Genomic DNA, 22,911 nt, shown 5'->3' with positions numbered 1-22,911 from the left:
TTAAAAAGTGCAGAAGCGCTGCCATCGTGGCGCGCTGAACAAGAGCATGGTCAGAAACACCAGGCTGAACGCAATCACAACCAGGTGGGACAGCAGCGCCAGAGTATCCTGGGGCAGAGCAAAAAACCAGGCTGCCCAGTTGCTCGCATTTTGCGCCGTCAGAGCGCTGAATCCCAGGAACAGCCAGGGCAGTCCTCCAACCAGCATAGCCAGGCCTAAGCCACGCAAGAGCGCGAGCGGAAGCGAGATGGCAGTAAGCAATAGTACTGGAGCCAGCCACGCGAGCAATAAATTCCAGAAAGGTGCGAAATGTACCAGAGTGGCGAAAAGGGTCGTGACGAGGCCGAGCAGGATATCGAAAGCCAGAATCGCCAGCGCCAGGCCGATGGTTGTTTGTACAAAGTTGACCGGGCAGCTTGCCTCAACCGCGCGCAATCCAGCGGAAGATGTGCGTAAAGCATACGCCAGGCTGAACACGGTAGTGAGTGGAAGCAGCAGGATCAACCACGCGCCCGGGTTGCCCGCGAACCCGTTGGGGGCCAGCAGCCCGCCGACCAGCAGCACCGGTATGCCAATAATCCAGAACCAGGGGCCAAGCAGGTAGGCGCGCCAACGTGCCACGGCTAGCGTCTGCCAGAAGCTCACCGGCTCTTTATGCTGGTTGGTATATGTCGCCTCTGCAAGTAAACGCTGCATCATGCTCGCGTGCGAACCGGGTGATGGACGCGGAACCGGCTGATTGGCATAGGCGCGCGCGATAGCCTGCAGGTCTGGGGGCAAATGCTCTTGCTGCCAGGATGAATCTGGCATGGGATTGAATGGCTGCTTATTGCATTTGCTCTTGACATTTTCAAGTTTGGCCGCTATACCCTCCCTCACGGAGAAGCGGCGGGACCTGGACCCTTTCCCGACTTCCCGCTGGGGATTGAAACTATCCATGTTATATTCCTCCTTGCCTGTTCGCGCTCCGCTTTGCCTGCTCCTCAAGGTATGCACGCAGCAGGCGCAGGGCTGTGAAAGTGCGGCTTTTGACGGTGCCGGGTGGAATAGAGAGAATGACGGCTGTTTCCTGAATGCTCAACTCCTGACCAAACCGCAAACTCAGCACCTCGCGCTGCTCCTGGCTTAGATGCGCCAGGGCCTGCTTCAGATCGTCGTGCCTCTCCCAATGATCGAACCATTCCGCCGGGTCTGGGTCCTGGGCAATTGCCTCAGGAAGTTCGGTGCGCAATTCAACACGACGCGCATAGGCGCTGGCGTAATGATTGCTGACCAGGTGATGCGCGATGGCATAAAACCAGGGACGAAATGGGCGCGGATACCGGTAAGTCTGCACGTCGCGCACCAGGCGCAGGAATGTTTCCTGTGCCAGGTCTTCTGCCAGGTGCGTATCCCCCAGCACACGGTAGAGGTGAGCCACCAGCGGGGCATGGTAACGCCGGACAAGGGTTTCCAGCGCCTCTACATCTCCGCGCTGCCACGCACGAACGAGTTCTTCATCGGTCGGCATAACCTCTCCAAAATCCGTATAGATGTGACTGGTGATTCCCTAGAAGCGGGCCAGTTGACAGAAGCCAGGACGGCTGGGCGATCTTAGCGTCAGGGATTCTTCGCTGCGCTCAGAATGACAGGCCTGCACGCAGGCCTGTCATTCTGAGCGCAGCGAAGAATCCCTGGCCGCCCACTGGAGAATCACCAGAGAGAAACGGATTTCTGATTTCTCTCTCTAAAGGATACAAGATAGCGGAGTAAAAAGTTCGGCCCTTCGGGGAACCCAGAAGTGCTACAATACACCATAATCCCGTAGGAAAGCATTTTTAAGCGAAGGAGAAAAGCATACATGTCTATACTGAACCTTTCACCGGACGAACTGCTGTCAACAACCCGCTCGGTACGCAAGCGCCTGGATTTCTCGCGTCCGGTCGAGCCGGAACTGATAAGGGAATGCCTTGAACTGGCAACCCAGGCTCCTACCGGCAGCAATAGCCAGGGCTGGCACTTTGTGGTCGTGACCGATGCCCAGCAACGCGAGGCATTGGGCGCCATCTACCGCAAAGGATGGGCTACCTATCTTGAGCGTATAGCAGCGGGCAATCCGATGCGCGCAGATCAGCGGCTGACGCGCGAGCAGGCGAAGACGCTGATGCGCGTTCGAGACTCTTCACAGTACCTGGCCGATCATATGCATGAAGTCCCTGTGCTGGTGGTGCCGTGTATCTGGGGGCGTACTGATGGCCTGAATGTGACCGCACAGGCGAGTACATGGGGATCAATTTTGCCCGCTGTATGGAGTTTTATGCTGGCCGCTCGCGCTCGCGGACTGGGGACGTGCTGGACTACTATTCACCTGTTCTACGAACAGGAAGCAGCACAGGTCCTGGGCATTCCCTATGAGCGCGTCATGCAGGCCGCACTTATTCCGGTGGCCCATACTATCGGAACCGATTTCAAGCCCGCGCCTCGCGTGCCACTGGAGTCAATAGTGCATTGGGAAAGGTGGTAACTGCATATGGGCAAGTGGTCGTATACGAAAGGCTTGCACGATCTCGGCAACTCTGTTTACGCCTACCTGCAGCCCGATGGCACCTGGGGATGGAGTAACGCCGGCATCCTCGTGGATGGCGAGACTTCCCTGTTGATCGATACGCTCTTCGACCTGAAATTGACGCAGCAGATGCTGGATACCATGCGCAGGTCGATTCCCGCGGCTGCCCATATCGACATAGTGGTGAATACGCACGCCAATGGCGATCACTGTTTTGGCAATCAGCTGGTGGCCGATGCTCAGATCATCGCGTCGGCGCGCACCGCGGAAGAGATGATTGAGGGCGTCAAACCACAATTGCTTGCTATGGTCGTTAAGCAGGGGGCACAACTTGGGCCGACCGGCGAGTACATGAGCCGTATCTTCAGCCCTTTCGAGTTCGACAATATTGTTGTTACACCGCCAAAGACCACTTTCGAGGGCGAATACAGCCTGGCAGTTGGAGACAAAGCTGTGCAGCTCATCGAGGTAGGCCCGGCGCATACACGCGGCGATACAATGGTCTATATCCCGAGCGATCGCGTCATATTTACCGGCGATATCCTGTTTATCGGCGGTCATCCCATTATCTGGGCCGGGCCAACCGGCAACTGGCTGCGGGCATGCGACCGCATCTTGCAAATGGATGTGGAGACGATTGTGCCTGGCCATGGCCCGATTACCGATAAAAAGGGAGTCCAGGAGTTAAAGGGCTACTTCGAATATATCTACGCCGAGGCGCGCAAACGCTACGAGGCCGGAATGCCCATCCTGGAGACCGCCAGGGATATACCGCTGGATCGTTACGCCACATGGACTGATGGCGAGCGCATCGCCGTGAACGTGGCCTCCATCTATCGAGAATTGGGTGACACGTCTGCGCCAGCCGACTCCATGAGCCTGTTCGGCATGATGGCCGAGCTTGCGCGATGAAGTTGAACGTTCAACTGTATCATCGCTAATAAACGCCGCTTCCTTGTTGACAAAACATGCGCTTTCATTAACATGAACAATAAAGGGTTACGTGGGAAGGGAAGGAGCACATGTCGGGAACGCAACAGGGCAAGCAAAAAGCGGCGCAGCAAACGGCACTGGTTGGCCGCTACCTGCAAAATGGCATATACGCGGTTGAAAGGGTGCTGGGACATGGTGGCATGGGTAAGGTATTGCTCGCCACGCACGCGGAACTCGACGTACCGGTAGCCTTGAAGCAGGCACGCGCGGATGCGCCACTTCCGCAAAGCGTAGCCGGGGAGTTAGACCGTCTCCTTCACACTGAAGGAGCGCCATCCCAGGGTTCATATCAAAGCGCCTTCAATGATTTTCCGCTCAGTGGGGGCACACATACCGACAGATTTTTGCGCGAGGCATTATTGCTGGCCCGCCTGCATCATCCGGCCATTCCTAAGCTCTATGACTACTTTTTTGAAGATGGTTACTGGTACCTGGTAATGGAGTATGTGCCAGGACCAACGCTTGCCGCCTACATGCGGCAGCACGCGCCGCTTCCCCCGCTCGAAGCGATCAACTACACCATGCAGCTCTGCGACGTGCTGGATTACCTGCACAGGCAGGTGCCCCCGGTCATCTTTCGCGACCTCAAGCCATCGAACATTATCATCACGCCGGAGGGACGACTGGTGCTGGTGGATTTTGGCATCGCGCGCTATTTCAAAGAGGGCCAGATGAATGATACGACGGATTTTGGTTCGCCCGGCTATGCCTCGCCTGAACAATTTGAAGGCAGCGGGCAAACCGATGCGCGCTCCGATCTGTTCAGCCTGGGAATCATCCTGTATGAGATGCTGTGCGGCCACCGGCCGGCCAGAAAAGGAGCAAATAGGGATAAATTTGAACCTCTCCAGCAACTCAACCCGGCTCTATCGCCTGCACTGTGCGGGCTTGTCGCCGTCGCTATTCGCCCGGAGCCGGCGTATCGCTTCCAGACGGCTCATACCCTTTATGTAGCATTGAAGCGGGTGCGCACTCATGAAGAGCTACGTTTATGTTCGCAACAGGCACAACGACGAGAACTGCCTGCTTCAAGCGAGAATGCTGGTGAGCAGGCACCAGGCGCAATTCAGGGCGGAGATATACAGGCAGAATTGCCGGTTGAAGCAGCGCGTGTTCCTCAAAACGACACAGCGTGGCATAAGCGCAGGCACAAAGTCCTTGATAAGGGAGACCGCGAAGAGTTGGAGCAAGAAGCGCTGAGTCTCCAGCTTGTTTCTATCGATGCCGCTTTGCAGGAACGAGTAACAGCATCGATGAGAAAACTGATCGCTAATAAACCGCCACATCCCGGCGACCACGATGCGCCAACAGAGGCTCAGCAGGCCAATATTTTCACCGATCAGGCCAATAGCCGACAATACATTGCTAGAAAGCCTGAAATTCCCCGCATTGTACGCGTATGTTTTCTGCTCGCTTTGCTGCTTGCTCTCCTGATGACATCGCTCTTTGCCTATAATCGATTTTCTCCACGCCATTCTGGTGGCCTGAACAGCGCTACTCCTCCCGCGCAAACCCAAAGGCCGTCACAACCAGGCGCGAGTACGTGGCAGGTATTGCCATCTTTACCCTCGCCAGAAGCCGATAATACCGCTACATACGTGCAGGTAGGGGGGCGCGCATACATTTATGTGAGCGGCGGCTACCGTGGATTTGAGCTAAAACCAGCTTATAGCCGGGAACTTTTCCGTTACGATATTGCCGCAGCGCACTGGGAAACGGTGGAAAGTAAGGGCTTCCCCGGCATGGGCAACAATGCTGCCGCCCTGGATGAACACAATGATCTCTTTTTTACGGCCGGCTATTCGCCGGATACCTATCGAGTGACCTCGCTGCTCTATATGTATCGCCCCGAAGACGGGACGCTGCGCAAAATCGTGCCGCCTGCCAGTATCTCGCTCGGCTTCGGTGGAGCGATGCTGGCCGATCAGCAGGGGCACCTGTACATTACCCAGGGCTTTATGATACCGGGCAATCCTCACACGGTGGCCGGTCGCGGCTGGTATCGTTACGATATTGTCACCCGGCAATGGCACGCGCTGGCACCCTTACCGCTGGGATTGGGCTACGTTGTGCTGGCACCTGGTGGGCAGAGTGGCATCCTGATGCTGGGAGGATCAAGGGATGCAGGCCAGCACCTGCCGACGCAGCAAGTGTATCGCTACGATATTCAACAAAACGCCTGGACGCTTGAGCAGGCTACCGCTCCACTGCCTCTGAGCGGGGTCGCCAGTTGCCTGGATGGGCAGGGGCATATCGTCATCATCGGCGGTTATGATTACATGCACAATACATCCCTGGGCAGCGCCTGGCGATTCGATTTGCACACGCTACAATGGCAAGCACTACCACCTTTACCATCCGGAGGTTCGCTGCTGGGAGCCGCGGCATGCGACGGCATGGGGCACGTCTACCTTGAGCGCGGCGCCAATACTACCACTCGACCGACGGCTGATTTTTTGGAGTTGACGATAAATCAATAGTAATGCGAAATACTGATGCTAATCGATAAGGCAGGTAGGGATTCTTCGCTGCACTCAGAATGACAGGCCTGTCATTCTGAGTGCAGCGAAGAATCCCTACCTGCCCCGACCACTTCTGGGGGATGCACCTGTTAAAAAGACTCGACAAGCCGCCTCAGCTATGTTACACTTAGATCAAATACAAATATTTGAGGATTGTAACGTGGCTAAGATATGGGACGGCCTGATGAAAATGCTGGTGGGAGCTAATCCGCAGCACCTGGTGTCGTTATTACTTCCGGGCGCGCACTTTGAAAAAGAATTGGTTACTGAGATGAGGAATCGGACCCAGGCGATTATGAATGGCTAAGGAGTAAATTTGTCATGGACATTTTTGAGGAATCATGGGCATATCAGGAAATGGTACAGAAAGGTCTCCAGCAGGGATTGGAAAAAGGTCGGCAGGAAGGTGAACTCCGTGCCCTACGCGGGATGCTTGCCGATATTGTCCAGGCAAAATTTCCGGAACTTGCTTCACTGGCAAAGAAACAGACAAGATATATGAAAGACCCGCAGGTGTTGCGCCAGTTGACCATCAAGATCAGCATTGCGCAAACTGCTCAAGAGGTCGAGCAACTGCTTTTAGCGCTAACCAAAGACAAGAAAAAGCACTTACATGAGGAGAGAAGCCGGTATGCGAGTTAGCCGGAACAGGCTTCTCTTTTTCCCTATCTATGGCCGTATCGTCTCATAAATCAGCGGCCCCACACTTACCGGCGCATCGCTCCATGTATAACAACTCAGTAGCATGTCTTGAATAGAGTTCGCCTCGGATGCGGTGCGCGCGTGAATCTCCACCAGCGGGTCGCCAGCATGGCGATAATCGCCCATCCTGGCCTGTAAGACGAGGCCCGTGCGATGGTCAATCTGCTCGCCTTTCTTGAATCGTCCTGCCCCCAGTTGCATGCTGGCCAGGCCCATGCGTTCGGCCTCGATGCCGGCGATATAAGCACTACGCGGCGACATGAGCATTGAGCGTACCGGAGCCTTTAGGAGCAATTCGGGATGTTCGATCTGGCGCGCATCGCCGTCCTGGGCGGCGATCACTTCCGCCAGTTTTGCCACCGCCGCGCCTGAGCGAATTGCCTGTTCAACGCGCTGTTCCGCCTCGGCCATACTTTTCGCCGCACCCGTCATCACCAATAATTCTGCCGCTTCGTGATAGCAGAGTTCTGAAACGTCCCCCGGCCCATTGCCATGCAAAATTGCAATCGCCTCGGCCATTTCCAGGGCGTTGCCGATAGCGCGACCAAGAGGCTGCTCCATCGAGGTAATAGCGGCAACCGTATGCAGGCCCGCTAAACGCCCAATATCGACCATGGTCTGTGCCAGTTCGCGCGCCTGCTCAACATGCTTCATAAAGGCCCCGGAGCCGACTTTCACATCCAGCAGCAGGTGCGAGGCTCCAATCGCCAGCTTCTTACTCATGATACTGGCAGCTATCAAGGGAATGCTTTCTATCGTCCCCGTTACGTCGCGCAGCGCGTACATCTTGCCGTCGGCGGGCGCCAGGTCGCTTGACTGCCCGGCCAGGACGATATGATGTTGCGTGAGGATACGCATAAACTCGGCACGCGAGAGGGCAGAACGGAAGCCGCTGACCGATTCTAACTTATCGACGGTGCCACCGGTGTGACCAAGGCCACGCCCCGTCATTTTGCCGACGGCGACACCACACGCGGCTACCAGCGGCGCGACGGCCAGCGTCACTTTGTCCCCGACGCCGCCGGTGCTGTGTTTGTCTACCACCGGAGCGATGGTATCGCGTATGTGTAGCTCTTCGCCCGAACGCGCCATTGCCAGCGTGAGATCGCTGGTTTCACGGGCGTTCATCCCGCGCCAGTACACAGCCATCAACCAGGCCGACATCTGGTAATCGGGAATCTGATCGCGTGTATATTGCTCAACCAGCCAGGATATTTCTGCTGTGCTGAGCTCGTGTCCATCGCGTTTTTTGCGGATAAGTTCTACTGCCTGCATGGAATATCCTGACTACTCGTTCAACACGATACGCACAGAGTCACTTTCATAGCCGTTGCCGGTTTCAATCAGGTAGCGGTTCGTGGTCATACTGCCCAGGCGCACGTTGCGGTCGAAGGTCAGCTGGCCCTGCGTAAACGAATAGATGGTGGTATCCTGCCCGGTTACTCCCTGGATGATGATGCTGTTGAATCTTTCTTCCTGCTGCTCCTTGAACGCTTTGAGCAATGTAGCCGCCTGTTGCCAGGGAACAGCTCTCGCGTAGGTGATACGCACGATTTTCTTCCCTCCATCACCAATCGCGCTATCCACAACGTTGTAAGGAAGCGCGCCCGGCTCGAGCGCTTTGAGTTCGGCTACAGTGCGCGGCGGAAATGGAGCGGGGGGTTCAGGCGCTGGTGGTGGGGGCGGCGCCTGCGGAACAACCGGTGCGGGTTGCCTTGCGGCTGTTGAGGACGCGGCGGCAGGACGGCGCCCGGGAGGGCCAGGAACCTGGCGTGGCTGCTGGTAGGGTGGTTGCGGTGCGGCAGCAGGACGTGCCTGCGGTTGAGGAGCCTGGCGCGATTGCGCGCGCGAAGCAGGTTGATTGTAAGACTCGCTTGGCAAATCGCGACCGCAGTAGACACAGAATGGAGCTTGATCTTTATTGAAGCCTCCACAATATGGGCAGCGCATGGCTTGCTCTCCCGTCTCTATGAATATCAATGAACCTCTATGACTCTAGTATATCATACCTTTCTCTGGGCGATAGAAAAGCGGCTGGCATGCACTTGTTGAGTCAGGGAGTCGCATTTGGTCAGAATATTTATGCCTCGCGCTATATGGGAAATTTACGAATGGAGCTGCAAGACTCTGCGAATAACTTAGGTAATGTTGCCGATAATGCAGATATGACTTTCGTCATATCGCCGGAACATGCCTTTTCGTACTCCCCCCTTGTGTAGAATACACGTATACTATGTTCAGTGGACATAGAGAACTTATCATCAGACGGCGAGCTATGCCGGATAAATAAGCATGGCCGCCTCGATATCAAAGCTTTATTGATCACAACTCTTATCGCTGTCATTAAAGTTACTCAGGAGTTTCATTATGGAAGAAATGACCTCATTCACGACTACAACCGGGCCGATCCACCTGCCGAAGGATGGTCGTCCGGTTGATGTACAGGTACTCAATCTGGTTAAGACGTTCGGCAAGATCGAAGCAGTAAAAGGCGTTTCGTTCACCATTGGTAGGGGTGAAATCTTTGGATTGCTTGGCCCCAATGGCGCGGGCAAAAGCACCACCATTAATATGATGTGTGGCTACATCGAGCCGACCTCCGGCGATACAATTATCGATAGCCTTTCAATCAGGAAGGAGCCCATGAAGGTAAAACGTATTATTGGCGTGGTACCGCAGGAGATCGCCCTCTATAAAGACCTGACCTCGATGGAGAACCTGGAGTTTTTCGGCGAAATTTATGGCCTGTCCCGCAAGGAGCGGCGCGAACGCGCCGCGGATGTGCTGCACTTCGTCGGTCTTTACGAGCGCCGCAACGAGCCGATCAAGAACTTCTCCGGCGGCATGCAGCGGCGCATCAATATGGCGATTGCTATGCTACACCGGCCCAACCTGTTACTCATGGACGAGCCAACCGTCGGTGTAGACCCGCAGTCACGCGAGAACATCTTTGACACCATCGAAAAGCTGCGCGACCAGGGCACAACCATCCTTTACACGACGCACTATATGGAAGAGGCTGAGCGCCTCTGCAATCACATCGCCATCATGGACGAGGGACGCATCATCGCCATGGGCACGCTCGAGGAATTGCTGGCATTGCGCGACCATACACGTGAAGTCCAGCGCCCCCATGGCTTACAGGAACTGTTCATTCAATTAACAGGCAAGACGTTACGCGACTAATAGGATATAAGGGAGAGAATGACAATGAAGACCGCCTGGTATATCGCCAAAAAAGACCTCTTGGAGACTCTTAAAGATAGAAATTCGTTTATTCTGTTGCTTGCTGTGCCACTGGTGCTGATCGCAGTCATAGGCCTGGCTTTCGGCAACATTTTCGGCAGCAGCTCTAGCCAGATCAGTATCACCGTTGCGGTGAGCAATCAGGACAACGGCTACGTTGGTACGTCTATCATCAACGCACTCAAGATCAACAGCAATCAATTGCAGATTACCGTCAATCAGTACAACAGTCCTGGACAGGTCACGGACCAGGTAGCCAACAACAGCAATGTGAATGCCGGTGTAATCATTCCGGCTGGCACAACTGATAAGGTCAACGCGGCATCTCAGAACGGAACAACACCTAAAAATCTCGTCCAGTTCTATTCGCTGCCGAGCAATAACGATCCGCGGGCCACCATTGTGCAGAACATCGTGACCAACGTGTTGACCTCGGAACTGGCGGGCAGTTCGGCAGTGGGGCAGGTCTACAGTGTGTGCAACCAGCCAGGGAATCACTGCGCGCCGACTACGATCAATCCGCAGGCGATAGCAAGCAATGTAGGACAGGTCAGCGTAACCGGCGGGCAAGCCGCAGTGCAGGCGCTAACGGCGGGCAAAGCTGTGAAGATCAATAGTTTCGATCAGCTTGTGCCTGGCTATGCGGTCTTCTTCGCGCTCTTCGGCATCAATGCTGCCGCCGGAACCATCCTGCAAGAAAAAGAGGATGGCACATTCCGCCGCCTGCTGATCGCGCCCGTGCAGAAGTACGCGCTGCTGGGCGGCAAGCTACTGGCGCAGTTCCTGCTCACACTGGCGCAGCTGGCTGTTCTCTTTGCCGTCGGCTACTTCGCCTTCCACCTGGATGTCGGCTCCTGGCCGGCGGTCATCCTGCTGCTGATCTGCACCAGCTTCGCTACCACCGGCCTGGGTATCCTGCTGGTCTCGGTGGTCAAGACGCGGCGACAGCTTAACCCGATTGTCACGCTGGTGGTGTTGATCACCTCGGCTATCGGCGGGGCCTGGTGGCCGCTCTTCCTGGAGCCATCGTGGATGCAGCAGTTCGCCAAACTGGGCGTGACGGCCTGGGCGATGGAGGGTCTGAACGGCGTCATGATCCTGGGTAAAGATTTCGCGCAGGTAGCGCCCGATATGCTGGGTCTGCTGGCCTATGGCATCATCTGTTTCCTGATCGCCATGCGCTTCTTCCGCTTCCAGGAGAAGGCGGCGTAGCTGTAGGGACAGCGGCTTGTCCTCGCCATGGTCCTGCAATGATAAAAGGAAAGAGAGATGCGCTACGGTGCGTCTCTCTTTCCTTTTATCCCTGTGCTACTACAGCCTCGACCAACCTGGCATTCGAACTCGTCTTTTCAAACAGCCGGATCACCTGCTCTGTCATCTCGCGGTGTGGCAAATCGGCCATCCTGCGGCGCAAGATGGCCGAGGCGCGCAGTTCTGATGGCGAAAGCAGGCGCTCCTCCTGGCGCGTACTGGAGGCGGCGATATCGACGGCAGGGAAGATACGGCGGTCCGCCAGCTCGCGCGAGAGGCGAATCTCCAGGTTGCCTGTTCCCTTGAACTCTTCGTAGACCACCTCATCGAGACGACTGCCGGTTTCCACGAGGCAACTGGCGACGATGGTCAGACTTCCACCCTCCTCAAGTGTGCGAGCGGCACCGAAGACGCGCCTGCCAACTTCGAGCGCGCGCACATCGATGCCACCGGAGAGCGTGCGACTGCCGTAGCCGCCGCGCCCGGAACGCGGCCCATCCCACATCTCGCTGCTCAAATTGTGTGCGCGGGCCAGCCGCGTCAATGAATCAAGCAGGATCACGACATCCTTGCCCTGTTCGACCAGCCGTTTAGCATCGTTCAGGGCCTGCTCGACGATCCGCCCATGCCGGGTCAATCGTTGGTCGAAGCTTGATGCATAGAGTTTGACGTTCGGTCCCTGTACCTCCATACGCCATTCGGTGACTTCTTCCGGCCGTTCATCCACGAGGCAGAGGAACAGGCTGGCTTCGGGGTAATTGGTGAGAATGGACGAAGCGACCTGGCGTAAAATGGTGGTTTTGCCGGCCTTGGGAGGTGCAACAACGAGCGCGCGCTGCCCGAAGCCGAGCGGGACGAGCAGGTCTATGAACCGCGGCGCGATGGGTGTTTTGCCGGTCTCCAACGTTATGCGCCGGTTGGGGTGAATGGGCGTCAGTTTGTCAAATGGAGTGCGTGCTGCTGTCAATTTTGGATTTCCTTGTATCGCTATAAGGGCGGTATGTGGGATGTGTTGTTTGTAGTGTATCACATATGACAGGCGATGTCGCTTTTTTCTCTTTTAGAGAGATTACCGGAAGCGACCTGTGGGCGGGGGGTACCGGTATCAATGGGCCGCTTGCTGAGTACTATTGCTAACAATAGGTACAAATAGCCAGGGAGTGCTAATAGACCTTGTACTGCCATCCACACAGCAGTAGTAAAACAACGGGCAATATGGTACAATTAGTGAAGTGTTAAGCCCATGTTCACATGCAGTTACTACCGGAGACACATGCCGTGAGCAATCAATATATTCCTGATCCCGATTCCAGACCGTCGGGGAACGGAAATTCATACAACAGCCGCCGCGAAATGCGGGTGAGCAATTCTACCGGGTCGCTGCCGGTCGTCAGTGCCGGGCGCAGCTATACAGGTTCGTTCGACTTCGAGGGCCTGATTGCTTCATTGCGTGAGTTGTTCGCGAAGGATCGCCAGGTTGCAAGCCAGCAGGACAGTACGCGCTGCGGCATCTGCTACCTGTACTACACTTTGAGCGAAGTGCGCTACCGCGAAGAAGAGGGATTCTACGTCTGCCCCAACTGTGAAAAGACGCTGGGGAAGCAAACCCTGCCAATGATCAGGCGGCAACAAAAACAATAAGCAGATATGGCGAAGAGAGGGACTGGCGCGCGCCAGTCCCTCTCTTCGCCATATCTGCTTATTACTCTACAATGGCCTCAGCTTCGGCCTCTTCCCATTCTTCCTCGCGCACTTCGCGCAAGTCTTCGGGCCGATCCAGGCGGTCCAGGAAGAGGATACCATCCAGGTGGTCAATCTCGTGCTGGAGGATACGGGCAAACCATCCTTCGGCGTGAACCTTCATCGGCTTGCCACGGGCATCCTGGCCGCGTACAACCACCTTTGCCGCGCGGCGGATATTATCGCCGGCATAGCCTGGAATGCTCAGGCAGGCCTCGGTGCCGATCTCCTCGCCCTCGGCCTTGATGATCTCTGGATTGACCATCGCCACCTTTTTATCTTCGTACTCGGCTACGAAGATACGCAGCGAAAGGGCTATCTGAGGCGCTGCCAGTCCCGCGCCATGCGCCGCATGCATGGTCTCAAACATGTCATCGATCAACTTCTGAATCGAAGCGTCGAACCGGTGAATCTTTTTGCCTTTCTGCCGTAAGATAGGATTTTCCGCGGTAATTATTTTGTGAATTGCCATACTATCGCTATTCCCTATGAGCGTTAAAAACATCACGCCTCTACAAAGCGCCGGTTCCATGCCGGGGAAGCAGGCCCCGGTAGTGGTATAATTGCTTATATCGTATCACATCACATGGGAATAATCTATATGTCTCCGGTGATTACCCAAAAGTTACCAGATATGCCTTTATCAAAATGAACACAATGGATATACCAGACCGTGTCACCGCCTATATTGAAAAACACCATCTCTTTCCTGGCAGCGGCGAAATTATTGTCGCCGTTTCGGGCGGGGCGGATTCGTTGTGCCTTCTGCATCTCTTGAACCGCCTGTGTGGGCCGGGGAAGCGCTATCCACAGTTGCGTTTGCATGCCGCTCACCTCAATCACATGCTGCGCGGTGCGGCCAGCGAGCAGGATGCTGAAACCGTCGCGAAAATAGCGGCGGACTGGGGCATACCTTGTACGGTGGGTACTGTTGATGTTCCGGCACTGGCGCGCGAAGAACATCGCTCATTGGAAGATGCGGCTCGCGTAGCTCGCTATCGTTTCTTGCGCCAGGTCGCGCAGGGCCAGCCAATCGCGGTGGCACATCACGCGGATGACCAGGTTGAAACGTTGCTGCTGCACTGGATACGCGGCAGCGGTCTGGCCGGTCTGGTTGGCATGCTGCCGAAGCAGCAGGATATCATTCGCCCGCTCCTGGCGGAAAGCCATGCTGAGAGCATCACCTATTGCCGGCAACACGCAATTGTGCCGCTGGAAGACTTGAGCAACACCGACCCACGCTTCCTGCGCAATCGCATTCGTCACGAACTCCTGCCCCTGCTCGAATCGTTGAATCCGGGTATACAGGAGACGCTGTTGCGCAATGCCGATAGTGTGCGCGTCGATGTAGAATGGATCGAGACCCAGGTCGATGCGTGCTGGCTAACCATAGTTCTGGCGCAGCAGGAAAATTCTATCAAATTAGATGCCCGCACCTTTCTAGCGCTGCCATTGAGTTTGTACCGGCACCTGTTGCGGCGCGTTACCGCCCGTCTCTATGACGGTCAATCGCCGCTCGAAGCTCGTCATTACAGGCTGCTGGAGCAACTGCTGGCTCACAAAAATGATGGGCAGGAGCGCCGGTTAGATTTTCCACGCGGCCTGCGGGTTATCTACGATTTCAATCACGTGACGTTTAAGCGTCTGAATATACATACAGCTATTCATCCGATGGGCGGCAAAAGCGATACGCGGGAGGCAGCGCTGCTTTCAGTTCCCGGCTGTGTTGAGGTAGTAGGAACATCCTGGCAGATTGCGGCGGAGATGGTACCAGAAGACGTGATGCAGCAAGTAAGGCAGGCTTTGCAGCGGGAGGATTGGCCGCAGGTGTGGCGTTTGCTTCCTTCCACTCGTCATACTGTGTATGCGGATGCGGACAAAGTCGGGCCTTCTGTATGGGTGCGCACCCGACTTCCAGGTGATCGCATGCGGCCGTTGGGCATGATTCACGAAAAAAAGGTGCAGGACATTCTGGTGGATAAGCATATTGCGCGCCATGAGCGTGATTTCATCCCACTTGTCTTTTCGCCATCCCATTGCATCTGGCTGGCGGGCGTATGCCTGGATGATCGTGTGAAGATCAGCAGAGAGACACAGCGTATTGTACGTTTTTTGATGAAACAGGTGTAAACAAGAGGTGGCCATGAGTATGCACGATGATATTGCCGAGATATTGTTAACCGGCGAGCAAATTCAGGCGAAGGTTATTGAATTAGGAAAGCGCATTACTGAGGATTACAAAGGCAAAAATCTGCTGCTATTGGGAACGCTGAAAGGCGCGGTGCCATTCATTGGCGATCTGTCGCGGGCCATCGATTTGCCGCTGGAGATCGATTATATGGCCATCTCCAGCTATGGCAATAGTACCGAATCGAGCGGCGTAGTACGTATTCTTAAGGACCTGGAAGGGCCGATTGCGCAAAAACACGTGCTGATTGTGGAAGATATTGTGGATAGCGGCCTCACGCTCCATTATCAAACGGAGATCCTGCGCCAGAGAAAGCCGCAGAGCCTGCGCATCTGTGCGCTGCTGGATAAAGGACGCGAACGTGTGAAGGCCGTCGAGCTGGACTATACCGGTTTTCAAATTCCAGACCGCTTTGTCGTGGGCTATGGCCTTGACTATGCGCAGCGCTACCGCAATCTGCCCTACATTGGTATTTTGAAGCCCTCGGTCTACCAGGATGAGCCGAAGGAGCCGCAGAGGCAGCACCAGAGTCCGGCTGAAAAATAGCTATTCCAGGATAGGAATTCTCAAGAGATCTCGTCAGAAAAATCAAAACGAGTCCAGGCGTAGCCATTCGAGGTTTGGGCCAATGAGCAATTCTGTCATCTTTGCATGATGGGTGTTTTTCATGGCAACAACCTGTGTATCGAAACCAAATCTACGCGCGAGTTGTTTCACATCGTCGACATTGTCATAGGTCATCAGGAAATCGCCGCGTAGTTTACTAGCAATTTCAAAGAGTCTTTCATGGTCTAATTTAGAATGCTTATAAAGGCGTTCTCCTGCCCTTTTGCCAGCGACAGTATAGGGAGGATCGATGAAGAAAACGGTATCGGTGCAATCCGCTTGCTCACTCAGAATACCCATCCCATCTCCATGGATAAAAGTAATGCGATCCCGCATATGAACAATGTCTTGTATACGCTTTTTAAGAGTCATTGGATACCATCTAGAAGTGATACCTCGTCCATTCTCACCCTCTTTTACTATTCCTGCTCCTGGCGCCAGGATGCCGCCTCGATTAACGCGATTTCTCAGAATGGTTCTAAATGCCTCTTCTTTGAGTTCAATATCAGTTTTTGCGAGCAAAGACAAAACATTCTCATGTGTCACATTGAAAGTCGTGATTTCATTAATGAGCCAGTTCCAGTCTTCGCCTTCAAGAATTGTTTGCCATACGGAGGCCACATCCTTATCCAACTCAACCATTGTAACATGATCAACAAGATTTTCGGCGACTGCCGTTAAGCTGATAATCCCACCACCTGCGAATGGCTCAATAAGCCTGGCTGGACGAACAGGCAAAACGCCTGCATGCTTTCTCACATCTGGAGAGAGCCATCTGCGCAAATGTGGTACCAACCAGGTCTTTCCCCCTGGATATCGAAAAGGGCTACGTTGTGGTATCGAAGCTACATTGACTTCAGTAGGTAGTGGCAAATATCCGAACAAACCGATCTGCTGCATCTGATCCCTCTACTTGAAATAATTTCAGGCAACTATGATAATCTTTACATATTTTCTGTCTCGATGTCTACTACATCTAACAATGTTGGAGCATCGGGTGGCGTGCTATTTTCAAGCTTTTCATCTAGCTTCTCCTGCAATTGATCCATAAAGTCCTGCACCTCTCCGGGTTCTGCTGTTGTAATTTTATTTAATGCAGCGTTAAAACCCGTGTAAACCGTTCTGGAGCGAACAAGACGGTAACGATTTTGTGAGGAATCGAGTTGTAGATCATAAATAAGCCAGGCCATCTCGGCTTCCGTTTGATCTACTTCATCCATTGGAGGCAGCGTATTAAAAAATTTGCTATCGACTGCCACTGCTTGTTTCTTGCCCCAGGCATATAGAATCCCGCCTTTATAGATAAGTTGAGGTGCTAGCCTCTTACGTGAAGAGGAAAGATAATCAGGACGAGGATAGTCACGTTTTCCCAGCCAATCCATTTTAGCATGTTCTTCGGGGTTTTCCATATAATACTCAAATGCTTTTCGGATATTACCAGAGATATAGACAGCCTGCACCTCGAGTGCGCCAAAATCAAGAAGCCTTCCTGTATCGTCGTAGCTGACGAGTACTATATCAATGTTACCTGCAGACTTGCCGTACTTATCGTTGATGCGAATCTCTGTAAGAGAGGTCCATGATTGTCCTGGCGGAAAGAAAAAAGCAGCTGCATCTTCAGCTATAAGCCAATCTTGACGGAAACGTACAGGACAGGTAATCACTGTTCTATTTGCTTCGTATACACTACATACGCCTAAAGGATTCTCTGCCTTATCCTTTGTACAGGAAGGAACCTTATTGTTGAATGGGCAAAGTCTGTTCTTCCGGTATCGCCCTGCATCAGGTGAGAAATTGTTGGTAGGGAAACCAAAGACTTCCGCGAGTGGATGATCTGGCATCTAACCCATCCTCCTGATAAAAATACTCAGCTTTAAGTGAGTCCTTATTATTGTCTTCCATCTATCAAGTCTCCCATCTCCCTCTCTCCTGTGTTACAATTACAGCAACAACGAGGTAAGAGAGGACATCATGGTATCAGCAGGTATCATCGGCAGCGGCGCATGGGGCACGACTCTGGCCCTTTTATTAGCCGGTAAAGGCACCGCTACCACGTTGTGGGAACACAATCCTGAACGCGCCGCTGAAATGCAAGCACAGCGTGAAAATAGGCTCTTCCTGCCTGGATTTCGCTTCCCGGACAGCCTACAGGTCACTTCCGACATAAGAGAGGCTGTGCAGGGGAAGGATATGCTCGTGCTTGTGACGCCTTCGCAGCGCATGCGCGAGAATGTGCGCTTACTCGCCCCTTATGTTGAAAAAGGATCCGTGCTGGTAAGCGCCAGCAAGGGCATAGAAATCGGCACCCTCAAACGCATGACCGAGATCATAGCCGAAGAGCTTCCTGATGCCGCGCATCGCGTGGCAGCTCTCAGTGGCCCCAACATCTCCCGAGAGGTGGCGGAGGGAAAGCCGACCGCTGCTGTCGTAGCGGCTTATGAGCAGGATATCGCCGTACACGCTCGTTCGCTGTTGAGCACGCAGCGGTTTCGTCTCTATACGGTGAATGATGTGGTTGGCGTCGAGCTGGGAGGCGCGCTCAAAAATATCATCGCCATTGGCGCGGGCATTAATGACGGTATGGGCTATGGCGACAGCTCGAAGGCAGCTTTCATAACACGCGGGCTGGCGGAAATCTCGCGCCTGGGTATCGCTGCCGGGGCGCATCCCCTGACGTTCGCGGGACTGGCCGGCATCGGCGATCTCGTCGCAACCTGTGCCAGCCCACTGAGCCGCAACCATCGCCTGGGCCAGCGCCTGGCCGCGGGCGAAAAGCTTCCGGATATCCTGGCCTCAACTCGTACAGTGGCCGAGGGCGTATCTACTACTCGTGCGGCCCTGCAACTGGCGACACGCTTTGATGTTGAAATGCCCATTACCAGCCAGCTCAGCCTGGTTCTCTTCGAAGGGCTGGACCCTAAAAAAGCCGTGCCAGAATTAATGATGCGCGACCTGAAGGATGAGTTGGAAGGCATTCTCTAAAGACTCAGGAGCCATATTAAAACTCCCCTACCAGAACGTTTATTAAGCGAGTATAATACTATGAAATATAATGAAAAACACAAGAGTGTTAAGAGGTAAGCAAGACAGTATGCCACGAAAAAATAACCGGCCTGTCCGTCAAAATCATACCCCTGACTCATTTGACGGGCAGCCACCAACCGACGAATTTTATATCGATAGCGGTGAAACAGGGCAGACCATTGATAGCACTGATAATCGAGATAGCCTTGAGCAAAGGCGCCGGGTTACGGATGTCTACTTCGAGCAAGGGGAAGGACGCCACGAAGCCGGCAAACGAGATGTTGACCTGTACATCCGCATGTATAACACACTGCTGCGCAGTTCCGGTGAAGTCAGTCTGAAAGCCCTGGTGCAGGCTCATTACAATATCGATTCCAGCCTGCATCCAGATGCGCGCTCGCCCTATCCGGATATGTCCGCCTTCATTTACAGCGTTTTGCGCCTGCCGGCTTCGATTCTTCACTGCAACCTGGTGCTGCTGGGCCAGTCGGAGCAGGTGTTTTTGCGCCAGGGATTCCATGTCGATCGCTGGGAGGCCGTTACGGCTTCAGCGCGACGCCGCAAATGGTTCTATGATGGGAAAGAGACCCTGGCGGTCTATGTTGCTAGCGTAAGCGATACCGATGATATCGTTCCCATCCTGGTCGCGTTCCAGATCGAATGGAACAAAATGTATTACCTGCTCAATGACGATCCCACGACGATGCAGTTGCTCGAAACACGCATGGACCGCACCTCGCCGGTGTTTGTTGAAATTAGCAAGGTGCTACGACAACGTTTGCACATTTCAGTTGATGATTGGCAGCGCCTGGAAGTCATCTGGGGCGATCACCTGTGGGAGAATCTACTCATCATCGGCAGGCAGCGTAAAAGTTTCTCACTGCGTATGCTGGGCGGCTCGCATGTCGGTTATGTACGCGCCACACATGAATGGTGGACTCCGGTCGAAAAACTGCTTGACACGCTTGGCCTGCAGGAGCGGCCCGTGTACTTCGTCTCCAGCAATACGCATAGCCTGGTCAATCTGATGTCGGGCAGCCTGCTGAGCCGTGAAGAGGAGTTGACGAAATTTGCCTTGAGCGACGAAGACCCCTACCTGGCCGAGGAATGCCGTAAACTGCAAGAGGGTATAGTGCCCGGCAACTGGCAAAATTTCCTGTACTTTACTGCTCGCGAGTGGGCACGTACCCCGGCGGGCAAGGAATTCGCGCGCAATCGCCAGCGCGAAGAACAGGAGCGCGGCATCTGGTACATTGGAGCGCGGCACGGCCTGGAGATCGACGCCCAGGTGTTCGAGCTGGCACGGCTGCGCCCGGTAGAGATTGACCCGCGTTGCCGCATGTCTGGCATGGACGCGCTGGCGAAGAGCCAGGCGATTATCCTCAATATCGACTATCCCCTGGGGATGGCCGCCTATCGCATGCTGCGCGAAATTATGGAAAATCTCCCGCAGATACGCGGCATCTATATCCTGGGCAAAGCGGCCACGCTCAACGGCAGCATCGGCGATGTCATGATCTCAAATGTGGTGCTGGACGAGCATAGCCAGAACACCTACTGGCTGGATAACTGCTTTATCGCGCAGGATGTGCAGCCTTACCTGATCTACGGCTCCGTGCTGGATAACCAGAAGGCCGTCTCGGGCAAGGGCACTTACCTGCAAAATCGCCAGTACTTTGATTTCTACTATCGCGCCAATTATACGGTGGTCGAAATGGAGAGCGGCCCCTACCTGAACGCGGTCTACGAAGATCAATACCTGACGCGCTATCCCGTGGGCGAGAACATCAACTTCGCGCGCCTGCCCTACGAACTGGGCATTCTCCACTACGCCTCGGATACGCCATACACGCGCGGCAAGAATCTTGGCGCCGGCAGCCTGTCATACTTCGGCATGGACTCGACCTACGCCTGTTCGGTAGCCATCCTGCGCCACATCTTCGAGAACGAAATTCGTCTCATCCAGCACCAGGAAACAAGGCCGTTAGTGGCAGTTGAGCAGGAAGAGGAAAAGGCAGAATCAAAAGTCTCTTAAATAAGCCGAGCAAGGACAGGCAAGAGGCCGTCACGCTGGCGTGACGGCCTCTTGCCTGTCCTTGCTCGGCTATCGCTTATCACGTGCGGAATGCTGCGCGCACGTTGCGGTCAGCGAACAGGTAGATCAGGATCACCAGGGCAAGTACTACATTGACGATACCTGAGAAGAAGCCGCTTTGTCCCAGAGCGAATATGCCATCGAGCAGCGCGATTACTTCGAGTATCACTGTGGCCCAGAATGCCCAGGTTTGTAATGTCCATAATCCCCAGGCCAGGATCAGGTAGAGGACTCCCAGCACCAGGGTGATTATACCAGCGGCAAACAGGCCTCCGCTAGCTGATCCTGCTAATAGGGTGATTCCGGCGATAATGCCGAGAATACCCTGTATTGCCATAATAATAGCGATAATGGTGATACCCAATGGACGAGAGCGAGTGGTAAGGTTCTCCAAGTTGACTCCCTTTCCTCCGTGCGTTGCACGGCTTTTCAAATAATACCTTGTAGGATGCAGCATTGATTGGAGACGCCGTTGGCTCCAGTCGAATACCGCATCCGCTTCTGCTTATTGCACGTAAGAGGAAGCAAACAGGCTTCAGAGTGGTTGTTCTTCGTCCTCGTAATCCTCTATGTTGTTATCGTCTTCCACTTCTATGATGCTTACCGGGACGACTTTAGATACCCAGGGAATTTTTTCTTTTCCGCTGTTGAAGCGCAGCAACTTTTCCCAATCTATGCTACCATCCGGATTGCCAAAGTTGTTGAGAAAGTCTAGCTCAAATCTATTCAGTGCTTTAGCCCACTCTTTCTCAAATTCAATGCGATGCTGTGTGGGGTAGTCACGCATGAGGTTTATCAGCTTGATGTAAAAATCGGGATCACCTGTAATTTCTTCCCAAAACGCCTGTCCCGACGGATTCATAATATTCATTATCCTCTATTTCATTATCTGTTCTAAATAAGGAATCACCAGGTTGGCTAGCAAGCTGGGTTCCCTCAGAAGAAATAGGTGTTTCCTCATCGCTCTCCCCACCAAATAGAGGAATAGGTAGTTGCATAGCATCCAATCGCTGATTAGCAATTTGAATATATTTGGGATCTATTTCGATTCCAATACAATGCCTACCGAGTTGTCTAGCGGCAACAGCAGTTGTCCCAGAGCCGAGAAAAGGATCAAGGACTACATCACCGGGTTGAGTAAATAGCTTGATAAACCATGATGGCAACTCGACAGGAAAAGTTGCACTATGGCCACGGTTGCTACATTCTGTAGCTAGATACAATACATTATCTGGATAAGCTAGCTCACGGCCAACCCAGTTTTCAATCTTCTTACCAAACCCACTTTGCACACGCGAGTTATCGCGTCGCCTATCTGTTTCACTAAGATTCCGCAGGCGTGACTGGCTCCAATCACCCATTGGAACCCGTACTGCATCTTGATACATCGCAAAATGTTTTTCTTTAGTGAAATGGAGACAACGCTCCCAGGCATCACGAAAACGATTAGGCCACTTACCAGGATAGCTATTTCGTTTGTGCCATATGTATTCCTCTGTCCATAACCATCCTTGTTTGCGTAAAGCCACAATCAGTTCAAGTACATAGGTGTGTCGTTCACCATCCACTACCCGCTCTTTGATATTGAGAATGAAAGACCCCCTCGGTTTCAATACTCTTTTCAACTCGGCGGCAATAGGAAGAAACCATTCAACATATCGGTCTGGATGTACACCACCGTATGTATCCTTACGTTGATCAGCATAGGGTGGAGAAGTTACTATCAGGTCAACGGAGTTCGAAGGGTAGTTGAGGCAAAATATCCAGACAATCACCCTGCAAGATTTGTGTTCGCCAAACTTGATCATTACTCATAGAATTCCTCTTGTCTATTCTCATTTGAAATGGCTTAGACACCCTCATATTATAACATGCTGGTAATTTCATCTGGCTCTTTACCGCTCCTTCTAGCCAATCAGATTATGGAGTGAGCCAAAAACATACCCATGTTATTAACGGGCGCAGCAAAACAATCTGACCAATCTACTATAGAGATACA

Annotated in this window: 23 protein-coding genes; 12 read left to right on the top strand and 11 right to left on the bottom strand. The window is 53.7% G+C overall.

Features of this window, described 5'->3' with window-relative positions; translation table 11 throughout:
* Together VFA09_00175 and VFA09_00170 are read right to left on the bottom strand one after the other, a co-directional pair.
* The gene (locus tag VFA09_00175) at positions 1 to 939 is read right to left on the bottom strand and encodes a hypothetical protein (protein HZU65664.1); all 939 of its coding nucleotides are present in this window, start codon (positions 937 to 939) and stop codon (positions 1 to 3) included.
* 1 nt (position 940) lies between these two features.
* Entirely contained in the window at positions 941 to 1,510 is a 570-nt protein-coding gene (locus VFA09_00170) for an RNA polymerase sigma factor (protein ID HZU65663.1), read from the bottom strand.
* Positions 1,511 to 1,840: 330 nt separating this feature from the next.
* Between VFA09_00170 and VFA09_00165 the strand changes: the two genes are divergently transcribed.
* The 5 genes from VFA09_00165 (at position 1,841) to VFA09_00145 (ending at position 6,702) form a co-directional block, all read left to right on the top strand.
* The gene (locus VFA09_00165) at positions 1,841 to 2,503 is read left to right on the top strand and encodes a nitroreductase family protein (GenBank protein HZU65662.1); all 663 of its coding nucleotides are present in this window, start codon (positions 1,841 to 1,843) and stop codon (positions 2,501 to 2,503) included.
* 6 nt (positions 2,504 to 2,509) lie between these two features.
* The gene (locus tag VFA09_00160) at positions 2,510 to 3,457 is read left to right on the top strand and encodes an MBL fold metallo-hydrolase (protein ID HZU65661.1); all 948 of its coding nucleotides are present in this window, start codon (positions 2,510 to 2,512) and stop codon (positions 3,455 to 3,457) included.
* A 110-nt stretch (positions 3,458 to 3,567) separates the two neighbouring features.
* Positions 3,568 to 6,018 (top strand): protein kinase, encoded by a 2,451-nt coding sequence (locus VFA09_00155; protein HZU65660.1) that lies wholly within the window; start codon positions 3,568 to 3,570, stop codon positions 6,016 to 6,018.
* A gap of 202 nt (positions 6,019 to 6,220) precedes the next feature.
* The gene (locus VFA09_00150) at positions 6,221 to 6,367 is read left to right on the top strand and encodes a hypothetical protein (protein ID HZU65659.1); all 147 of its coding nucleotides are present in this window, start codon (positions 6,221 to 6,223) and stop codon (positions 6,365 to 6,367) included.
* Between the two features lie 14 nt (positions 6,368 to 6,381).
* Positions 6,382 to 6,702: a hypothetical protein gene (locus tag VFA09_00145; protein HZU65658.1), complete on the top strand. Its 321-nt coding sequence runs from the start codon at positions 6,382 to 6,384 to the stop codon at positions 6,700 to 6,702.
* Between the two features lie 27 nt (positions 6,703 to 6,729).
* On the opposite strand, the gene VFA09_00140 is transcribed toward VFA09_00145, so the two are convergent.
* A complete protein-coding gene (locus VFA09_00140; protein HZU65657.1) occupies positions 6,730 to 8,037 on the bottom strand; it encodes a thymidine phosphorylase in 1,308 nt (435 codons plus the stop codon).
* A gap of 12 nt (positions 8,038 to 8,049) precedes the next feature.
* Positions 8,050 to 8,712 carry a zinc ribbon domain-containing protein gene (locus tag VFA09_00135; GenBank protein HZU65656.1) on the bottom strand — a complete coding sequence of 221 codons (663 nt, stop codon included), beginning with the start codon at positions 8,710 to 8,712 and terminating at the stop codon, positions 8,050 to 8,052.
* Between the two features lie 417 nt (positions 8,713 to 9,129).
* On the opposite strand from VFA09_00135, the gene VFA09_00130 reads away from it, so the two are divergent.
* Together VFA09_00130 and VFA09_00125 are read left to right on the top strand one after the other, a co-directional pair.
* On the top strand, positions 9,130 to 9,948 hold the full coding sequence (locus VFA09_00130; GenBank protein HZU65655.1) for an ATP-binding cassette domain-containing protein: 819 nt from the start codon (positions 9,130 to 9,132) through the stop codon (positions 9,946 to 9,948).
* An 18-nt stretch (positions 9,949 to 9,966) separates the two neighbouring features.
* Positions 9,967 to 11,220: an ABC transporter permease gene (locus tag VFA09_00125; GenBank protein HZU65654.1), complete on the top strand. Its 1,254-nt coding sequence runs from the start codon at positions 9,967 to 9,969 to the stop codon at positions 11,218 to 11,220.
* 85 nt (positions 11,221 to 11,305) lie between these two features.
* On the opposite strand, the gene rho is transcribed toward VFA09_00125, so the two are convergent.
* Positions 11,306 to 12,226 (bottom strand): transcription termination factor Rho, encoded by a 921-nt coding sequence (gene rho / locus VFA09_00120; GenBank protein ID HZU65653.1) that lies wholly within the window; start codon positions 12,224 to 12,226, stop codon positions 11,306 to 11,308.
* Positions 12,227 to 12,537: 311 nt separating this feature from the next.
* Between rho and VFA09_00115 the strand changes: the two genes are divergently transcribed.
* Positions 12,538 to 12,900, top strand: coding sequence for a hypothetical protein (locus VFA09_00115; GenBank protein ID HZU65652.1), 363 nt, complete (start codon positions 12,538 to 12,540; stop codon positions 12,898 to 12,900).
* A gap of 61 nt (positions 12,901 to 12,961) precedes the next feature.
* Here the strand turns inward: VFA09_00115 and def are convergent, their stop codons facing one another.
* Positions 12,962 to 13,471, bottom strand: coding sequence for a peptide deformylase (gene def, locus VFA09_00110; GenBank protein HZU65651.1), 510 nt, complete (start codon positions 13,469 to 13,471; stop codon positions 12,962 to 12,964).
* 185 nt (positions 13,472 to 13,656) lie between these two features.
* Here def and tilS point away from each other — a divergent pair, with 185 nt between their 5' ends.
* Together tilS and hpt are read left to right on the top strand one after the other, a co-directional pair.
* On the top strand, positions 13,657 to 15,129 hold the full coding sequence (gene tilS, locus VFA09_00105; GenBank protein ID HZU65650.1) for a tRNA lysidine(34) synthetase TilS: 1,473 nt from the start codon (positions 13,657 to 13,659) through the stop codon (positions 15,127 to 15,129).
* A gap of 13 nt (positions 15,130 to 15,142) precedes the next feature.
* Entirely contained in the window at positions 15,143 to 15,733 is a 591-nt protein-coding gene (gene hpt, locus VFA09_00100) for a hypoxanthine phosphoribosyltransferase (GenBank protein HZU65649.1), read from the top strand.
* A gap of 42 nt (positions 15,734 to 15,775) precedes the next feature.
* On the opposite strand, the gene VFA09_00095 is transcribed toward hpt, so the two are convergent.
* Positions 15,776 to 16,693, bottom strand: coding sequence for a DNA adenine methylase (locus VFA09_00095; GenBank protein ID HZU65648.1), 918 nt, complete (start codon positions 16,691 to 16,693; stop codon positions 15,776 to 15,778).
* Between the two features lie 44 nt (positions 16,694 to 16,737).
* Complete coding sequence (locus VFA09_00090; GenBank protein ID HZU65647.1) at positions 16,738 to 17,634, bottom strand: NotI family restriction endonuclease; 897 nt, start codon at positions 17,632 to 17,634, stop codon at positions 16,738 to 16,740.
* A 130-nt stretch (positions 17,635 to 17,764) separates the two neighbouring features.
* On the opposite strand from VFA09_00090, the gene VFA09_00085 reads away from it, so the two are divergent.
* Together VFA09_00085 and VFA09_00080 are read left to right on the top strand one after the other, a co-directional pair.
* Positions 17,765 to 18,775, top strand: coding sequence for an NAD(P)H-dependent glycerol-3-phosphate dehydrogenase (locus VFA09_00085; protein HZU65646.1), 1,011 nt, complete (start codon positions 17,765 to 17,767; stop codon positions 18,773 to 18,775).
* A gap of 109 nt (positions 18,776 to 18,884) precedes the next feature.
* Positions 18,885 to 20,852 (top strand): hypothetical protein, encoded by a 1,968-nt coding sequence (locus tag VFA09_00080; protein HZU65645.1) that lies wholly within the window; start codon positions 18,885 to 18,887, stop codon positions 20,850 to 20,852.
* Positions 20,853 to 20,931: 79 nt separating this feature from the next.
* Here VFA09_00080 and VFA09_00075 read toward each other — a convergent pair whose 3' ends face one another.
* The 3 genes from VFA09_00075 to VFA09_00065 form a co-directional block, all read right to left on the bottom strand.
* Entirely contained in the window at positions 20,932 to 21,306 is a 375-nt protein-coding gene (locus VFA09_00075) for a hypothetical protein (protein HZU65644.1), read from the bottom strand.
* Between the two features lie 141 nt (positions 21,307 to 21,447).
* Entirely contained in the window at positions 21,448 to 21,774 is a 327-nt protein-coding gene (locus tag VFA09_00070) for a PmeII family type II restriction endonuclease (GenBank protein ID HZU65643.1), read from the bottom strand.
* On the bottom strand, positions 21,731 to 22,720 hold the full coding sequence (locus tag VFA09_00065; protein HZU65642.1) for a site-specific DNA-methyltransferase: 990 nt from the start codon (positions 22,718 to 22,720) through the stop codon (positions 21,731 to 21,733). The genes VFA09_00070 and VFA09_00065 overlap by 44 nt, the downstream gene beginning before the upstream one ends.
* Positions 22,721 to 22,911: the final 191 nt, after the last annotated feature.

Source organism: Ktedonobacteraceae bacterium, from assembly GCA_035653615.1.
In the GTDB taxonomy this organism is placed as follows: Bacteria; Chloroflexota; Ktedonobacteria; order Ktedonobacterales; family Ktedonobacteraceae; genus DASRBN01.
The sequence above is the reverse complement of the archived record's forward strand: the minus strand, read 5'-3'. Positions and strand labels throughout refer to the sequence as shown.

Coding starts and splice junctions, on each gene's coding strand:
- VFA09_00175 (HZU65664.1), bottom strand. CDS start 939: ATGGATAGTTTCAATCCCCAGCGGGAAGTCGGGAAAGGGTCCAGGTCC.
- VFA09_00170 (HZU65663.1), bottom strand. CDS start 1,510: ATGCCGACCGATGAAGAACTCGTTCGTGCGTGGCAGCGCGGAGATGTA.
- VFA09_00165 (HZU65662.1), top strand. CDS start 1,841: ATGTCTATACTGAACCTTTCACCGGACGAACTGCTGTCAACAACCCGC.
- VFA09_00160 (HZU65661.1), top strand. CDS start 2,510: ATGGGCAAGTGGTCGTATACGAAAGGCTTGCACGATCTCGGCAACTCT.
- VFA09_00155 (HZU65660.1), top strand. CDS start 3,568: ATGTCGGGAACGCAACAGGGCAAGCAAAAAGCGGCGCAGCAAACGGCA.
- VFA09_00145 (HZU65658.1), top strand. CDS start 6,382: ATGGACATTTTTGAGGAATCATGGGCATATCAGGAAATGGTACAGAAA.
- VFA09_00140 (HZU65657.1), bottom strand. CDS start 8,037: ATGCAGGCAGTAGAACTTATCCGCAAAAAACGCGATGGACACGAGCTC.
- VFA09_00135 (HZU65656.1), bottom strand. CDS start 8,712: ATGCGCTGCCCATATTGTGGAGGCTTCAATAAAGATCAAGCTCCATTC.
- VFA09_00130 (HZU65655.1), top strand. CDS start 9,130: ATGGAAGAAATGACCTCATTCACGACTACAACCGGGCCGATCCACCTG.
- VFA09_00125 (HZU65654.1), top strand. CDS start 9,967: ATGACAATGAAGACCGCCTGGTATATCGCCAAAAAAGACCTCTTGGAG.
- def (HZU65651.1), bottom strand. CDS start 13,471: ATGGCAATTCACAAAATAATTACCGCGGAAAATCCTATCTTACGGCAG.
- tilS (HZU65650.1), top strand. CDS start 13,657: ATGGATATACCAGACCGTGTCACCGCCTATATTGAAAAACACCATCTC.
- hpt (HZU65649.1), top strand. CDS start 15,143: ATGAGTATGCACGATGATATTGCCGAGATATTGTTAACCGGCGAGCAA.
- VFA09_00095 (HZU65648.1), bottom strand. CDS start 16,693: ATGCAGCAGATCGGTTTGTTCGGATATTTGCCACTACCTACTGAAGTC.
- VFA09_00090 (HZU65647.1), bottom strand. CDS start 17,634: ATGCCAGATCATCCACTCGCGGAAGTCTTTGGTTTCCCTACCAACAAT.
- VFA09_00085 (HZU65646.1), top strand. CDS start 17,765: ATGGTATCAGCAGGTATCATCGGCAGCGGCGCATGGGGCACGACTCTG.
- VFA09_00080 (HZU65645.1), top strand. CDS start 18,885: ATGCCACGAAAAAATAACCGGCCTGTCCGTCAAAATCATACCCCTGAC.
- VFA09_00070 (HZU65643.1), bottom strand. CDS start 21,774: ATGAATCCGTCGGGACAGGCGTTTTGGGAAGAAATTACAGGTGATCCC.
- VFA09_00065 (HZU65642.1), bottom strand. CDS start 22,720: ATGATCAAGTTTGGCGAACACAAATCTTGCAGGGTGATTGTCTGGATA.